This is a genomic window from Pseudomonas pergaminensis (assembly GCF_024112395.2).
Lineage (GTDB): Bacteria > Pseudomonadota > Gammaproteobacteria > Pseudomonadales > Pseudomonadaceae > Aquipseudomonas > Aquipseudomonas pergaminensis.
Map to the genome: position 1 here is coordinate 6079426 of NZ_CP078013.2, position 16065 is coordinate 6095490.

Genomic DNA, 16065 nt, shown 5'->3' on the forward strand with positions numbered 1-16065 from the left:
TTGAGGCCCGTGCAGGGCCCTTTGATGCGATGGTAGGGCTGGCGCAGACAGGTCAAATGCCTACGGACGCCACGCAAAGGTGCGTTTACGACATGGAATGAATTCTGCGACTCAGGCAAGGCTGTGGCGCAAGGCCAGCAGCAGCAGGAAATGCGCGGGATAGAGGGCATACGCCCAGCGGCGCATAGGCGGCGGGGAGGCATTTTTGACATGTCGCAACAGGACCAGGCCGAGTGTTGGCGCAATCAGACAAGTGGCCAATCCCGCCAACGCGACAGGGGAGCCACTAGCGAGCAGAACCTGCCATTGATTGGCCGCGACGCAGACCACGCCCGGCAATACGCTGAAATACCAGGGACGACGGAACACCAGCAGCATCGCCAGTGGCAGCAATACACCGAAAAAACCGAACATCAACTGCGTGGAGAACACCGCTGCAATCGTGGCCGCGATCAGCGCCAATCCGCGATCAAAAAGTACTTTCTGCTGCCATCCTCGGGCAATAAGCAAGCCCAACGCCAGCGTCGGCAATACGTTCAATGTATCGGCATCATCGATAAAAAGTCGGTACGGCACTTCGCTGATTACGCTGAACAGTAACAGCCAGCCCAGATACCGCCACTGGCCGGTGACAGGTGAGTTTCTCGCCCGATGCAGGTTCGCCGCAATCGCCAGGCAAAACCACGGAAACGCCAGGCGCCCCGGCACATACAGGCCATCCAGGCTCAAACCGACATACCGCAGGTGGTCCAACACCATGCTCAACAGCGCCAGCCACTTGAGCAGATCCAGAGCGCCATCACGGACGCGTCCGACAGGAATCGTTTGAGTACCGTGCATAATTCCCCAGTGACTTTGCATTTACAGTGCGTGCGCACCCGCAACAATCTTGGTTACAGTGCGCACCAACATCGACCACAGGAATGGGCCATGACCGACAAGAGCCAACAATTCGCCAGTGACAACTATTCCGGCATCTGCCCGGAAGCCTGGGCCGCCATGGAACAAGCCAACCAGGGCCATCAACGCGCCTATGGCGATGATGAATGGACCCACCGCGCCGCCGACGGTTTCCGCAACCTGTTTGAAACCGACTGCGAAGTGTTCTTTGCCTTCAACGGCACTGCTGCCAACTCCCTGGCGTTGTCTTCGCTGTGCCAGAGCTACCATAGCGTGATTTGCTCGGAAACTGCCCACGTCGAAACCGACGAATGCGGCGCGCCGGAGTTTTTCTCCAACGGTTCCAAGCTGCTCACCGCCCGCACCGAAAACGGCAAGCTGACCCCCGAGTCGATCCGTGAGATCGCCCTCAAGCGCCAGGACATCCACTACCCGAAACCGCGCGTAGTCACGCTCACCCAAGCCACCGAAGTCGGCAGCGTGTACACCCCGGAAGAAATCCGCGCCATCAGCGTGACCTGCAAAGAGCTGGGTCTGAACCTGCACATGGACGGCGCGCGCTTCTCCAACGCCTGTGCATTCCTCGGCTGCTCGCCGGCGGACCTGACCTGGAAAGCCGGCGTGGACGTGCTGTGCTTTGGCGGCACCAAGAACGGCATGGCCGTGGGCGAAGCGATCCTGTTCTTCAATCACGAGCTCGCCGAAGACTTCGATTACCGCTGCAAACAGGCCGGACAACTGGCCTCGAAAATGCGCTTCCTGTCTGCCCCTTGGGTAGGCCTGCTGGAAAACGACGCCTGGCTCAAGCACGCCCGCCACGCCAACCACTGCGCGCAACTGCTGAGCAGCCTTGTGGCAGATATTCCCGGCGTGGAACTGATGTTCCCGGTGCAGGCCAACGGTGTGTTCCTGCAACTCTCGGAACCAGCCATTGCGGCGCTGACCGCCAAGGGCTGGCGCTTCTACACCTTCATCGGCAAAGGCGGCGCGCGCTTTATGTGTGCGTGGGACACCGAGGAAGAGCGTGTAAGAGAATTGGCGGCGGATATTCGGAAAGTGATGGAGGCCTGAAACCACGGGCCTTCCAGCGGTGTTGCAGAGACTGTTTGTACGTATTTCTGACAGTATCTATCTACCCCCTGCGTTGGATAGGATTTCGTCACCCCGAACACACGGACGCGTTACTTCGGGGTTGACTGCCTGCCGAATGATCGGTCGGAAATGGAAATCCAGCAGAGGGTTACATCATGGAATATCAGAACAACGGCAACACCCTGCAAAGCGACGGCACGATCAGCACCACCGTCATTGATTGGGATGAATTCAGGAAACACGCAAAAGTCGGTGACACCATCCGAGAGCCATTAAAGACATTGAGGATCTACGAAAAAGCCTATGAATTGACAGCATCAGGCCATCACTTTGTAGTCCATATCTACGCCCAATAACCGTTAGCGCCTAAGACCCGCGCCGCAGACTCATGACCTGCAACGCGGGACTGTTGATCGTTCCCACGCTCTGTGTACTTACCCATGACACCCCCAAAGGTTGTGTCCAACCTTTGGGGGTCAGTTCATCTGCGTGGGAACGATCATTGGTCAGAACTCGATGCGCACATCACCCTTCGGCACACTGCAGCACGACAGGATGTAGCCTTCGGCTTCGTCTTCCTCGGTGATCCCGCCGTTGTGGTCCATCTCGACCTCCCCGCCCAGCTTCATCACTTTGCACGTGCCACAGATGCCCATGCCGCAGGCTTTCGGGATCAGCAGTCCAAGCTTCGCAGCAGCGGCATGCACGGTTTCGCCCGGTGCCACGCGAATGCTCTTGCCCGAGGCAATGAATTCCACCTGATGCAGATCCGCCAAGTCGATTTCCGGCGCATCGGCGGCTTGTTCGGCCTGCTCCACCGCGTCTGCACGGGCTTCCGGCGGCGTGGCGCCGAAGGACTCCTCGTGATACCGCGCCATGTCGAAACCGGCCGCTTCGAGCAGGCGCTTCACCGCGTTCATGTACGGCGTAGGCCCGCAGCAGAACACTTCGCGCTCCAGGAAGTCCGGCACCATCAGTTCGAGCATCTTGTGGTTCAGGTAACCGCGATAGCCGGCCCATGGCTCACCCAACCCATGTTTCTCGCAAATCAGGTGCAGGCTGAAGTTGTCGATTCGCGACGCCATGTGTTCCAGCTCGCGGTGGTAGATGATGTCCTTGGGCGAGCGCGCGCTGTGGATAAACGTCATATCGACGTTGGCGTTGGTGTCGTAGAACCAACGGGCCATGGACATCACCGGCGTGATGCCGACGCCGCCGCTGAGGTACAGCACCTTCGGGCTCGGATAGTCGATGGCATTGAACAGACCTACCGGCCCGTGCACCGCCAGTTCCTGGCCTTCGTGCAGGGTGTCATGCAGCCAGTTCGAGACTTTGCCACCCGGCACGCGCTTGATCGTCACCGAAAAGCTGTAGGGCACCGATGGCGAGCTGGAAATGGTGTAGGAACGCATGATCGGCTGGCCGTCGATTTCCAGCTCCAGGGTGACGAACTGCCCCGGCTTGAAAAAGAACAGGATCGGTTGGTCGGCCATGAAACAGAACGTGCGCACGTCCCAGGTTTCCTGGATGACTTTGACGCAACGGACAATGTGCCGACCATTGGCCCAGGTCTGGGTGGTTACCGGATTCAGGAAATTGCTGGACATGTTGTTCTCCACCGCCGACATCGGCCTTATGGTGGCGATTCTGCGTAACGCAAGAACCACCCATTTACCTATCTGCGACATTCACATACTTATCGCGACCAGCCCCCAACGACCTAGGGTTGCGCGTCGGGATCAGATTGGGCCATGTCGCCCATGGATAAGGTTCGGCGCATCAGCGGCCCCACACTCGCTCCCAACACAGACGCTTTCTTTACGCCTTGCTGCAAACCTGATTAGCCACTTATCTCGGCCACACAGAATGGCCATGAGGACACACACGATGGACGTCACCGCAACCTTAAGCTTGGGCGATCCGCTGGAACCCGCACGCAAGGCCACCGCGCAAATGCTGCAAGAGCGCGAGCGCACGTTTTCGCTGCCACAGCCGTTCTACTCTGATGAGCGGTTGTTTGATATCGACATGCAGGAGATCTTCCAGAAAGAGTGGCTGATCGCTGGCATGACTTGCGAGATCCCCACCAAGGGCAACTACCTGACCCTGCAAGTGGGCAAGAACCCGATCATCGTGATCCGTGGCGCCGAAGGTGTGGTGCATGCCTTCCACAACGTGTGCCGCCACCGTGGCTCGCGCTTGTGCACCAGCGACAAGGGCAAGGTCGCCAAACTCGTGTGCCACTACCACCAGTGGACCTACGAGCTGGACGGTCGCCTGCTGTTCGCCGGCACCGAGATGGGCGCCGACTTCGACATGAAGCAGTACGGCCTGAAGCCTGTGAATGTGAAGACCGCTGGCGGCTACATCTTCATCAGCCTGTCGGAGAACCCGCCGGCCATCGATGACTTCCTGTCGACGCTCAACCACTACATGGAACCGTACGACATGGAGAACACCAAGGTGGCGGTGCAAACCACCTTGATGGAAAAAGCCAACTGGAAGCTGGTGCTGGAAAACAACCGCGAGTGCTACCACTGCAATGCGTCGCACCCGGAATTGTTGAAAACCCTGCTGGAATGGGACGACGTTACCGACCCGCGCGCCGACCAGGCCTTCAAGGATCACGTCGCCGCCTCCGCCGCCGCCTGGGATGCCGAGAAGATTCCTTACGCCCACGCCAGCTTCGGCCTGCGTAACCGTATCGTGCGTATGCCGCTGCTCAAGGGCACCGTGTCGATGACGATGGACGGCAAGCAGGGCTGCGCCAAACTCATGGGCCGCATCAAGAACCCGGACCTGGGCTCGATGCGTATCCTGCACCTGCCCCACTCCTGGAACCACTGCATGGGCGACCACATCATTGTGTTCACCGTGTGGCCGATCAGCGCCCAGGAGACCATGGTCACCACCAAGTGGCTGGTGCACAAGGACGCCGTGGAAGGCGTGGACTACGACCCGGCGCGCATGCGCGAAGTGTGGGACGCCACCAACGACCAGGACCGTCGCCTGGCCGAAGAGAACCAGCGCGGCATCAACTCCACCGCCTACCAGCCTGGCCCGTACTCCAAGACCTATGAGTTTGGCGTGGTGAACTTTGTGGACTGGTACAGCGAGCGCATGCTGAGCAACCTGGGTGCCGCCCCCGCGCCGTACCTCAAGGGCGTTGCGGTTCACGAATAACCCCCACCCCCGTAGGAACCGGCAAGCCGGTTCCTACGGGGGTGCGTTGTTCAAGAATTGATCGATAGCGCGCTAAGCCTGTCTTTACCTGCCCTCCAGCCTTTACCCAACAACTTATCCACAAAGCCACCCACAGCAATTGTGGGCAAGTACGTCTCCCGCCCGAAATTAAATCAAGAAAATCCGTGACTTATTCAAATGAACCGGTTTGAACATTCACTGATCATTTATTAACCAACACATCGAAAGCCCCGTAATACGTGGCGTGTAGCGGTACGCGAACACCTTATCCACAGAAGCACCAACAGACTTTGGGGGCAACTTAAACAGTGCTGTGGAAAACCACGTCAAACCTTCATAAATCGTGGTTTGCAGGAATTTTAATCAGCAAAAAAGCCAAATTGGTCAGATTTTAATCAACCCTTTGAAAGCCTTTATTTATAAGGCCTGCAGCCGAGAGCGAACACGTTATCCACAGAAGCGCCAACAGAGTATGGGGGCAAGTCCGCCAGGTAAACCGCACAGGCACAGCAAAAAACCCAAGTAAAAACCGTCAGTTAGCCTGGTTATTTTTCGTACAGAGGGCTGCAGGGCTTGATTTGCAGGGGGTGTGGACAACCGCGAACAGGTTATCCACAGACGGGTCAACAGGGATTGTGGGTAAGCCACCCACACGCCCCTTCAATCAGCGTACGACGCCTTCCTCAACCAGCAGCTTGAGAATCGCCTCGGCACCCGCTTGGGGGCTAAGGCCCTTCAGCACTTGCCCGCCGCCGCCACTGGCCTTGGCCGTGGCGGCCTTCATACGGTCCGCACCGCTCTTGGCCTTGATCACCTTGAGGCGCTTGGGCCGTGGTTTGGCCGGCTGCAGCACGGCGCCTGTGAATAACTCGTCTTGTTCGATTTCAACTTCATGGGCCGCCAACTCACCGCGTTGCGCCGGGCCATAGGCGCTCTGCCGGGGTTTGGGCGCGGCGTTATCCACCGTCGCCAGGAACGGCAAGCGTACCTTCAGGCGCCGCCGCTGGCCGCGTGGCAAGGCTTGCAGCACATGGGCCACGCCGCCGTCGATGGATTCCACCTGCGCCAGCCCCACGATCAGCGGCCAGCCCAATTGCTCGGCCAGCAGGAACGGCAACATGCCCGAGCCTTCACCGGTTTCGGCCTGGCTGCCGGCGAGCACCACCTGGGCACCCGCATCGCGCAGGTACTCGCTGAGCACCGGCAACGCATCGCTGCCCGCCGGTTGCTCCAGCACATGCAATTGCGGCAGGCCCATGCCCAGGTAGCTGCGCAGGGTCGGTTCGGCGATGTTACCGGCGTGCAGCACCTGCAACTTATCCCCAGCCATTTGCAGGCCCAACTCCACGGCTCGCGCATCCTGCTCGGCACGGCGCGGGCGCCCGGAAGTCGGGTGGGCGCCGATGGACACCAGGCTGATTACATTCGTGGACATGGCCATCTCCTTAAGCTGCATCGCGCTTGGCGCCGTTGCGGTAGGCCTCTACCGCAACGATCAAGGCTTGCAGTATTGCGGCGCTTTCGCCGATCACCGACAGGTCGGCACGCTTGATCATGTCGCAACCAGGGTCGAGGTTGATTGCCACTACTTTGTCGCAGGCGCCAATGCCCTGCAGGTGCTGGATCGCCCCGGAAATGCCCACGGCCACGTACACCCGTGCCGTGACCCACGTGCCGCTGGCGCCGACCTGGCGATCACGCGCCATGAAGCCATCGTCCACCGCCACCCGCGAAGCGCCTTCGGTGGCGCCCAATGCAGCGGCAGTCTGGTGGAACAGCGCCCAGTCCTTCACGCCGTTGCCGCCAGAGAAAATAAACTCTGCCTCGGCCATGGGAATCGCCGCCGGGTCCACCGCCACCGCGCCGAGGTCTTCGATGCGTGGCAGGCTGCGCGCCAGAGCTGTGGATAACTCCACTGGCAGCACTTCGTGACGGGTTTCGCTGACTGGCTCAGCGCATTCTGCGGCAGCCAGGATCAAGCGCGGCAGCGGCCGCGCCAAGTCTTCCTGGCCAGCGCCGGCGCGGCCGATGCACTCGTCGCCCTTGATCTGCCACACCCGTGTGGCCGGGCGTTCCTTGAGGCTGGCGGCAAAGCGCCGACCCAGTTCGCCGCCACCGCTGCGGCTGTCTGGCAGCAACCAATGACGCGGGTTGAACTGGTTATCCACAGCGCGCAAACCTTGTACCCGCTGTTCTGGTGAATAACCGTCGAACTCATGGCCTTCCAGCACCAGCAGACGGTCGACGCCAGCGGTAGCGAACGCGCTCTCCTTGTGTTCGCCAAACACCACCGCCAGCACCGCACCGTCGCTGCCGGCGAGCTGCCGCGCCAGGCCCAGCAAGTCGCGGTCGTGGCTGCTCAGGCGGCCACCCACCATGTCCGGCACCACGTTGATGTAGAACGCCGGCGCAGGCACCTGGTGCAGTGGCAACTGAACCTCCACCGCCGCGGTGCGCTTGGCTGCCCCGCCCTGCTGGGCGCCGCTGCGGTCGATGCGCTTGATGCCGTTGGGGCCGATAAAACCGACGCCATGTACATTCTTGCGGATGACGCCGTTGGGTCCCATCCAGCTGTGTTGTACCGGCTGCATCGCCGCGTGCAGCGGGTGCAGGCGGTTGCGGGCGATCCATTCGGCCCGTGGGTCGCGGCGGATAATGTCGCTCATTAATGCACCTCCGCAGGTTCACGCTTGATGGGAGCTTTGGTGGGCGCTGCCTCTTCAAGTAATGCGTCGGCCACCAGCTCGGCAATATCCTTGATCAACGGTCGCGGCTCGACCACGCCTTCCAGCATCGCCGTGCACTGTGGACAACCCACGGCCACCAGCTCGGCGCCGGTTTCGCGGATGTCTTCCATGCGCATATCGGGGATCCGTTGCTTGCCGGGAATGTCGGTAATCGGCGCCCCGCCACCACCGCCGCAGCAGCGTGAACGGAAGCCCGAGCGTTGCATCTCCTTGACCTCAATGCCCAGCGCCCGCAGCACTTGGCGCGGCGCCTCGTACTCGCCGTTGTAGCGCCCCAGGTAGCACGGGTCGTGATAGGTCACGCTGTTGCCTTTGTGTTGGCCCAGGTTCAGCGCGCCCTCGCCGATCAACTCGGCCATGAAGGTGCTGTGATGCTGCACGAGGTAGTTGCCGTTAAAGGCGCCGTACTCGTTCTTCAGCACGTGGAAGCTGTGCGGGTCGCAGGTGACGATGCGCTTGAAGCTGTACTTGGCCAACGTCTGGATATTGCGCGAAGCCAGCAACTGGAAGGTCGCTTCATCGCCCAGGCGACGGGCCACGTCGCCACTGTCGCGCTCCTCCAGGCCGAGCACGGCGAAGTCGACCTTGGCTGCTTTCAGCACTTTGACGAATGCGCGCAAGGTCCGTTGGTTACGCATGTCGAAGGCGCCATCGCCCACCCAGAACAGCACCTCGCAACTGCCCTTGTCGCTGAGCAGTGGCAGGTTCAGATCCGCTGCCCAGTTAAGGCGCCCACCCGGCGCGAAACCGCCAGGGTTGTCGGTGGCGATCAGGTTTTCCAGGACTTCGGCGCCCTTGTTCGGCGTGGCGCCCTTTTCCAGGGTGAGGTGGCGACGCATATCGACGATGGCGTCCACGTGCTCGATCATCATCGGGCACTCTTCCACGCAGGCGCGGCAGGTGGTGCACGACCACAGGGTCTCGGCGTCCACCAGGCCGTTGACGATGGGCTGGTGCGGGTTGCCGCTGTGTTCGCCGATCGGTTTGCCTGGATAGGGGCTGCCGGCGAACTTGGCATCCGTGCCGCCGGCCAGGCCAACGACCATGTCCTGGATCAGTTTTTTCGGGTTCAGTGGCTGGCCGGCGGCGAACGCCGGGCACGCGGCTTCGCACTTGCCGCACTGCACGCAGGCGTCGAAACCGAGCAATTGGTTCCAGGTGAAATCCTTGGGTTTTTCCACGCCCAACGGCGCGGTTTTATCGCTGAGGTCCAGCGGCTTCAACCCGGTTGAACGGCCACCGCCAAAACGTTCGGCACGACGGTGCCAGGCCAGGTGCAGGGCACCCGCGAAGGCGTGCTTCATCGGGCCACCCCAGGTCATGCCGAAGAACATCTCGGACACGCCCCACAGCACACCGACACCCAGCAACGCGGCCAGCAGCCAGCCGCCGAAATCAGCCGGCAGGATGCCCGCCACCGGCAGCGTCACCAGGAAGAAGCTCACCGAGAACGCCATCAGGCTTTTCGGCAGGCGCATCCACGGGCCTTTCGACAAGCGCGCCGGCGGATTGCGCCGACGCAGGTAAACGAATGTGGCGCCGACAAACATCAGCACCGAGGCCAGTAGCAAGGCGTAACCGAGGATGCGGTTATGCAGGCCAAAACCGTGCACCAGGATCGCCAACAGCGCCGACAACACAAAGCCCAGCGCGGTAGCGACGTGGGTGTTGGCGATGTATTTGTCGCGGGCGACCACGTGGTGCAGGTCGACCATGTAGCGCTTGGGCATGGCCAGCAGGCCCCCCAGCAGGTCGACCTTGGAAGCACGGCCACGGCGCCACATGTTCACCCGGCGCAGGGCGCCAAGGACGGCAAGCCCCAGGGCCGCGAACAAGAGGATAGGAAGCAAGGTGTTCAACATGGTGAAGCTCCCAAAGACCACACAGGTCCTGCATGGGAGCCGGCTCACTGTGGGAGCTGGCTTGCCTGCGATGGCATCGCCTCGGTATCACTCAAAACCGAGTCGCCTGCATCGCGGGCAAGCCCGGCTCCCACACTGATCAGCTCCCACATTTAGATCGAGTACACAGTGGTTCTGTGGTTTTCTAGAAATCCTTGCACAAGCGCAGGGCGTCATAGATCGCAGCATGGGTATTACGCTGCGCCACACAATCGCCAATGCGGAACAGCAAGTACCCGTCACCCGCCTCGCTCAGGCACGGCTGCGGCTTGATCGCGAACAAGGCTTCGACGTCGATCTGACCCTTGTTGCGCGAGCCTTCCTTGAGCGCGTAGTAGATGGCTTCATCCGGACGCACGCCGTTCTCCACCACCACCTGGTCAACCACCCGCTCCTCTTTGGCGCCGGTGTATTCGTTCTCCAGCACCGCCACCAGCTTGTCGCCCTCGCGGTAGACCTTTTCCAGCATCATGTCGCCGGTCATGATCACTTCCTTGGGGTACATGCTGCGGTAGTAGGTCGGGAACGACGTACCGCCGATGGCCACGCCCGGCTTGATATCGTCGGTGACGATCTCGACCTGGCTGCCTTTGTCCGCGAGGAAATCCGCCACCGACATGCCGGTGAATTCGCAGATGGTGTCGTACACCAGCACGTTTTTACCCGGTGCCACCTTGCCGTCGAGCACGTCCCAACTGCTCACGACCAAGCCTTCAGCCGCGCCCCAGTGTTCGTTCTGCTCGACATTCGGGTGCCCGCCGACCGCCAGTACCACCACGTCCGGACGCACGTCCAGGATAGTGTCGGCATCAGCGGCCACGCCCAGGCGCAGGTCGACCTTCAACCGTGCCAGTTCCAGTTGGTACCAGCGGGTGATACCGGCAATCTGGTCACGTTGCGGCGCCTTGGACGCCGTGGTGATCTGCCCACCAAGAAACTCTTTTTTCTCGAACAGGGTCACGTCGTGACCACGTTCGGCTGCCACGCGCGCAGCCTCCATCCCGGCCGGGCCGGCACCGACCACCACAACCTTGCGTTTGACGCCGGTGGTTTTTTCGATGATGTGCGGCACACCCATGTATTCACGGGACGTCGCGGCGTTCTGGATGCACAACACATCCAGGCCCTGGTACTGGCGGTCGATGCAGTAGTTGGCGCCGACGCACTGCTTGATCTGGTCGATCTGGCCCATCTTGATCTTGGCGATCAAGTGCGGATCGGCGATGTGTGCACGGGTCATGCCGACCATGTCCACGTAGCCGCCTTCCAGGATGCGCGTGGCCTGGTTCGGGTCCTTGATGTTCTGCGCGTGCAGCACCGGGACCTTGACCACTTCCTTGATACCGGCAGCCAGGTGCAGGAACGGCTCCGGTGGGTAACTCATGTTGGGGATCACGTTGGCCAGGGTGTTATGGGTATCGCACCCCGAGCCCACCACGCCGATGAAATCGAGCATGCCGGTGTCGTCGTAATACTTGGCAATCTGCTTCATGTCCTCATGGGACAGGCCGTCCGGGTGGAATTCGTCACCACACAGGCGCATGCCCACGCAGAAGTCATCACCCACTTCGGCGCGCACGGCTTTCAATACTTCCAGGCCGAACTTCATGCGGCCTTCAAAGGTGCCGCCCCATTCGTCGGTACGTTTGTTGACCCGTGGGCTCCAGAACTGGTCGATCATGTGCTGGTGCACGGCGGACAGTTCCACCCCGTCCAGGCCACCGGCCTTGGCGCGCCGTGCGGCCTGGGCGTAGTTGCCGATCACGCGCCAGATTTCTTCCGGCTCGATGGTCTTGCAGGTGGCACGGTGCACCGGCTCACGCACGCCGGACGGCGACATCAGGGTAGGCCAATTGAAGCCGTCCCAACGCGAGCGACGGCCCATGTGGGTAATCTGAATCATGATCTTGGCGCCATGCTTGTGCATGGCGTCAGCCAGGTTCTGGAAGTGCGGGATAATCCGGTCGGTCGACAGGTTGACCGAACTCCACCACTCCTGCGGGCTGTCGATGGCCACCACCGAGGAACCGCCGCAGATTGCCAGGCCGATGCCGCCCTTGGCTTTCTCTTCGTAATACTTCACATAGCGGTCGGTGGTCATGCCGCCGTCGGTGGCGTACACCTCGGCGTGGGCGGTACTGAGCACGCGGTTGCGGATGGTCAGTTTGCCGATCTGGATCGGCGCAAACATTGCTTCGAAAGCCATGGCACGGTCCTCGGCTTACAACGGCTTGACGGTGAACAGGCCGTCATCGTGGCCCTCTTCGGAGCCTCCGTAGACTTGTTCGGCGACGGTGCGGATCTGGCTGCCGCGCGCTTGCAGAATCTGGTCCATGGCACCGGCAAACCAGCCGGTGAACATGTAGTCCACTTTGCGCCCGACCTTGCCGTACACGTAGACGAAGGCCGAGTGTTCGAGCTTGACGCTGGCGGTGCCTTTGTCGAGGTCGATGTCCTGGATCTTGAACAGGCCCCAGCCGCGTTGCGACAGGCGCTTCATGTAGTGCTCGAACACCGCGACGCCTTCCAGGCCGTGGCATTCGGCTTCTTTTTCACACCAGTGCCAGGCGGATTTGTAGCCGGCCTTGTAGAGGATCTCGGCATAGGCGTCGGCGCCCAGCACTTCTTCGATACCGATGTGGTTGTTGACGAAGAAATGGCGGGGCACGTACAGCATCGGCAGGGCGTCGGAAGTCCAGACACCGGTTTCGCTGTCGACTTCGATAGGCAATTGCGGGGCGATCTTGGCCATGGAAACTTAACTCCAGAAAATTCTTGGTAGTGCCCCCGACGCGGACGGCCGGGGGAGAAATGCGGTGGCTTATTCGCCCCAGACGTCTTTCAGGACGCTGACCCAGTTCTCGCCCATGATCTTGCGCACCACGCGCTCAGGATGGCCGCGCTTGAGCAGGGTCTCGGTGAGGTTGGGGAACTCGCCCACAGTGCGGATGCCCAGCGGGTTGATGATCTTGCCGAAGCTGGTCAGGCGGCGCGCGTAGCCCTTGTCATGGGTCAGCATTTCGAAGAAATCCTGGCCATGGCCCTGGGTGAAGTCGGTGCCGATGCCGATCGCGTCTTCACCGACGATGTTCATGGTGTACTCGATGGCTTCGGCGTAGTCGTCGATGGTCGAATCGATGCCCTTGGCCAGGAACGGCGCGAACATGGTCACGCCGACAAAGCCGCCGTGGTCAGCGATGAACTTCAGCTCTTCATCGGACTTGTTGCGCGGGTGCTCTTTAAGGCCGGACGGCAGGCAGTGGGAGTAGCACACGGGTTTTTTCGATTCGAGGATGACTTCTTCGGACGTCTTGGAACCCACGTGGGACAGGTCGCACATGATGCCGACGCGGTTCATCTCGCCGACGACCTCACGACCAAAGCCCGACAGGCCGCCATCGCGCTCGTAGCAGCCGGTGCCGACCAGGTTCTGGGTGTTGTAGCACATCTGCACCACACCGACGCCGAGCTGCTTGAAGATCTCCACATAGCCAAGCTGGTCTTCGAAGGCATGGGCGTTCTGGAAGCCGAAGATGATGCCGGTCTTGCCTTGTTCCTTGGCTTTGCGGATATCAGCGGTGGTTTTCACCGGGATCACCAAATCGCTGTTCTCACGGATCAAGGTCTGGCTGGCCACGATATTGTTGATGGTGGCCTGGAACCCTTCCCACACCGACACCGTGCAGTTGGCAGCGGTGAGGCCACCTTTGCGCATGTCCTCGAACAGGTCGCGGTTCCACTTGGCAATAATCAGCCCGTCGATAACGATGCTGTCGGCGTGCAATTCGGCTGGGCTCATCAGGCGTCCCCTTATTGGCGATTCATGCGCCGAATCGTCTGCCGGCGCTTTGGGGCCAGCATATGCCCAGGGGCCGACAGAGCCGGGTGCAAAAACGACAGGGGAATTGCCGAAAGCGTCAATCCGCGACAAAGGCTGTTAAGAGAGGTCTGACTGGCGGCTGTTCTTTGTCCTACGCTTGAGCCAGAATTCCCGCATCACCTGATATGAGACGGCGCAATGAAATCGATTTTCCTGGCTTTGGCACTCATCGCAACCGGCGCCCACGCGGCCGAAGACACCGACAGCACGCCGTGCGACGGCATTGAAAACGACAAGCAAACCCTGGAATGCGCCACCTACAACAAAACCACTGCAGAGCAGTTGCTCAAGGATAACTATCAGGGCCTGCTGGAACGCATGGGTTCGACCTATGGCAGCGACAAGACCAAACTGGCCGACATTACCGCTCGTCTGAAGGATGCCCAACAGAAATGGGAAAAACTGCGCGACGCCGACTGCGCCGTGGACACCTTCCCGGCGGTGAACGGCACCAAGGCCTATGCCATTGCGCAGAATGATTGCCTGGCGCGGATGAGTGATGAGCGGTCGGAGTTTTTGGAGTCGATCGGGCAGGAATAAGCGACAATCCCCGCCACTTTCTCTCTGGACCAAGGCTACCCATGAAGACTTGCGGCATCGAAATCAAAGGCAGCGAAGCCATCATCGCTGTCGCCTCCCTGGACAACCAGGCGCTGACCCACGTTGCCCTGGCCACCAAAAAGATCGCCCTCGACGATGATGACGAGGCCGCCAACGTCAAAGCCTTCGCGGCCCAGGTGAAGGCGTTCGTGCAGGAAAACGCCGTCGAGCGTATCGCGATCAAGAAGCGCAGCAAGAAAGGCGAGTTCGCCGGTGGCCCGACGACGTTCAAGATTGAAGGGGTGTTTCAGTTGCTGGACGGGGTTGAGGTGACCTTGCTGTCGCCGCAGACCATTAATGCGCAGAACAAGAAGCACAATTTTGATCTGCCCGCGACGCTGAACAAGTATCAGCATGAGGCGTACAAGGCGGCGTGTTCAGCGCTGGTCAAGAAATAAGCCACACTGCAGATCCCGTGTGGGAGCGGGCTTGCTCGCGAAGGCGGTGTGTCAGTATCAGAAGTGCTGACTGACACGCCGCCTTCGCGAGCAAGCCCGCTCCCACATTTGATCTCTGTGTTCTTCAGGCAGCTGCACGGCGCCGGTGCTGCAGCCAATCCCCGAAGGATTTGTCCTCCAGGGCATAACCCCCCCGGCTCGACTTCCATACCAGCTCTTTATCGCGCAGGGCATCGATACAGGCCTGAATGGTCTGCGTGCCTGGTACCACGTCGCTGCCCATGTCTTCCAAGGCCTTGCTGACGGCCGTGATGGTGCTGTCGGTAAACGGCGCGAACGGTTCGTTGTTGTGTGAGCGCTCCACCATCACTTCCAGCACCGCACGCTGGGGAATGGTGAGGGCGTTCCAGGCACTTTCGAACTCGGTCCAAACGCCGGCGCGCAGCAGTTCGGCGCGACTGTGCAGCAGTTGGCCCAGATTGCTCGCCTCCCCCAGTTCCAAGGCCACTTCACCAATGATGGTGCGCAACATTTCCGGGCGACGGCCCACCAGCTCAAACGCTTCATCGATGTCGGCAGCATTGAACTGGTTGGTCTTGGCCAGAAGGCCGTTGAGGTACACGGTGTAGGCCTGTGTGAATGCTTTGCCCAGCAGTGGAAATGGCGTGATGCTGGACCCGAAGAACGGCTGGCTTTTACCTAATACCAGGTGGGCAAGCTTGTCGCGATTGGACCCCGTGAACACCAGGCGCAACCCGCTGCCCTCGCCTTCACGGCCTTGGTTGAGCTGGTCCCGTGCGGCCTTGAGGGCAAACATCGCATTAACACCGGCTTCGGTGGTGAGCGCGTGTTGCGCTTCGTCGATCACCAGCACGACGGTTTTCTCGGCAGCGCTGTGAAGCAACTCCAGCGCTTGCGTCAGTGTCGCGCCAGCAGGCAATTGCGGCTTGGTGAAATCCCAGGACAAGGTGCGCAGGAAGCTGAGCTTTTCAATGCCGATATTCTTGGCCAGCTTGCGGATGCCCTTTTCAAAGGGCACCAGGGCACCGGCGATGGCACTGGAGATCAGGTCGGCGGGGTCTTTTTCTTTGTCCGCCCATAGATCGACATACACAGCCAGCCAACCACGAGCCTGGCATTGCGGAACAAGGTCCTCACGCAAAAAAGTACTTTTGCCCGTGCGACGCGGCGCCGCGAGAAACAGGCCAGAGGTGAAATCCTGAATACCGGCGCCCACCAGGCCATCGGCAATGCTGCTTGCCAGGTCGGGGCGGCGGAACACGAAGCCGCTGTTCTTGGACATGCTTTTATACCCAATTATGGAAAGGACTATAAATTATAGT

The 16065-nt window shown here is 60.5% G+C and carries 14 protein-coding genes; 5 read left to right on the top strand and 9 right to left on the bottom strand.

Going from position 1 to position 16065, the window contains the following annotated elements; translation table 11 throughout:
• Positions 1-111: 111 nt before the first annotated feature.
• The gene (locus KUA23_RS27745; protein WP_252993154.1) at positions 112-840 is read right to left on the bottom strand and encodes a TraX family protein; all 729 of its coding nucleotides are present in this window, start codon (positions 838-840) and stop codon (positions 112-114) included.
• A gap of 90 nt (positions 841-930) precedes the next feature.
• On the opposite strand from KUA23_RS27745, the gene KUA23_RS27750 reads away from it, so the two are divergent.
• Both KUA23_RS27750 and KUA23_RS27755 read left to right on the top strand, forming a co-directional pair.
• Positions 931-1971: a threonine aldolase family protein gene (locus KUA23_RS27750; RefSeq protein WP_078050483.1), complete on the top strand. Its 1041-nt coding sequence runs from the start codon at positions 931-933 to the stop codon at positions 1969-1971.
• 176 nt (positions 1972-2147) lie between these two features.
• On the top strand, positions 2148-2348 hold the full coding sequence (locus KUA23_RS27755; RefSeq protein ID WP_252993155.1) for a hypothetical protein: 201 nt from the start codon (positions 2148-2150) through the stop codon (positions 2346-2348).
• A 150-nt stretch (positions 2349-2498) separates the two neighbouring features.
• Here the strand turns inward: KUA23_RS27755 and gbcB are convergent, their stop codons facing one another.
• Entirely contained in the window at positions 2499-3599 is a 1101-nt protein-coding gene (gbcB, locus tag KUA23_RS27760; protein ID WP_078050485.1) for a glycine-betaine demethylase subunit GbcB, read from the bottom strand.
• Positions 3600-3879: 280 nt separating this feature from the next.
• Here gbcB and gbcA point away from each other — a divergent pair, with 280 nt between their 5' ends.
• Positions 3880-5175, top strand: coding sequence for a glycine-betaine demethylase subunit GbcA (gbcA, locus tag KUA23_RS27765; protein ID WP_078050486.1), 1296 nt, complete (start codon positions 3880-3882; stop codon positions 5173-5175).
• 685 nt (positions 5176-5860) lie between these two features.
• On the opposite strand, the gene etfB is transcribed toward gbcA, so the two are convergent.
• From etfB to KUA23_RS27795, 6 genes are all read right to left on the bottom strand, one after another.
• Positions 5861-6631 carry an electron transfer flavoprotein subunit beta gene (etfB, locus tag KUA23_RS27770; protein ID WP_078050487.1) on the bottom strand — a complete coding sequence of 257 codons (771 nt, stop codon included), beginning with the start codon at positions 6629-6631 and terminating at the stop codon, positions 5861-5863.
• Positions 6632-6641: 10 nt separating this feature from the next.
• Positions 6642-7862: an electron transfer flavoprotein subunit alpha gene (gene etfA, locus KUA23_RS27775; RefSeq protein WP_099493078.1), complete on the bottom strand. Its 1221-nt coding sequence runs from the start codon at positions 7860-7862 to the stop codon at positions 6642-6644.
• A complete protein-coding gene (gene dgcB / locus KUA23_RS27780; protein WP_078050489.1) occupies positions 7862-9805 on the bottom strand; it encodes a dimethylglycine demethylation protein DgcB in 1944 nt (647 codons plus the stop codon). Before dgcB ends, etfA begins: the two co-directional genes overlap by 1 nt.
• A 184-nt stretch (positions 9806-9989) precedes the next feature.
• Positions 9990-12050: a dimethylglycine demethylation protein DgcA gene (gene dgcA / locus KUA23_RS27785; protein WP_252993156.1), complete on the bottom strand. Its 2061-nt coding sequence runs from the start codon at positions 12048-12050 to the stop codon at positions 9990-9992.
• 15 nt (positions 12051-12065) lie between these two features.
• Entirely contained in the window at positions 12066-12596 is a 531-nt protein-coding gene (locus KUA23_RS27790) for a DUF5943 domain-containing protein (protein ID WP_016977793.1), read from the bottom strand.
• A 69-nt stretch (positions 12597-12665) separates the two neighbouring features.
• Positions 12666-13643 (bottom strand): dipeptidase, encoded by a 978-nt coding sequence (locus tag KUA23_RS27795; RefSeq protein WP_078050491.1) that lies wholly within the window; start codon positions 13641-13643, stop codon positions 12666-12668.
• Positions 13644-13862: 219 nt separating this feature from the next.
• Between KUA23_RS27795 and KUA23_RS27800 the strand changes: the two genes are divergently transcribed.
• Positions 13863-14264: a lysozyme inhibitor LprI family protein gene (locus KUA23_RS27800; RefSeq protein WP_078050492.1), complete on the top strand. Its 402-nt coding sequence runs from the start codon at positions 13863-13865 to the stop codon at positions 14262-14264.
• A gap of 41 nt (positions 14265-14305) precedes the next feature.
• Positions 14306-14722 carry a DUF3010 family protein gene (locus tag KUA23_RS27805; RefSeq protein WP_078050493.1) on the top strand — a complete coding sequence of 139 codons (417 nt, stop codon included), beginning with the start codon at positions 14306-14308 and terminating at the stop codon, positions 14720-14722.
• A 124-nt stretch (positions 14723-14846) separates the two neighbouring features.
• Here the strand turns inward: KUA23_RS27805 and KUA23_RS27810 are convergent, their stop codons facing one another.
• The gene (locus tag KUA23_RS27810) at positions 14847-16025 is read right to left on the bottom strand and encodes an AAA family ATPase (RefSeq protein WP_078050494.1); all 1179 of its coding nucleotides are present in this window, start codon (positions 16023-16025) and stop codon (positions 14847-14849) included.
• Between the last annotated feature and the right edge of the window lie 40 nt (positions 16026-16065).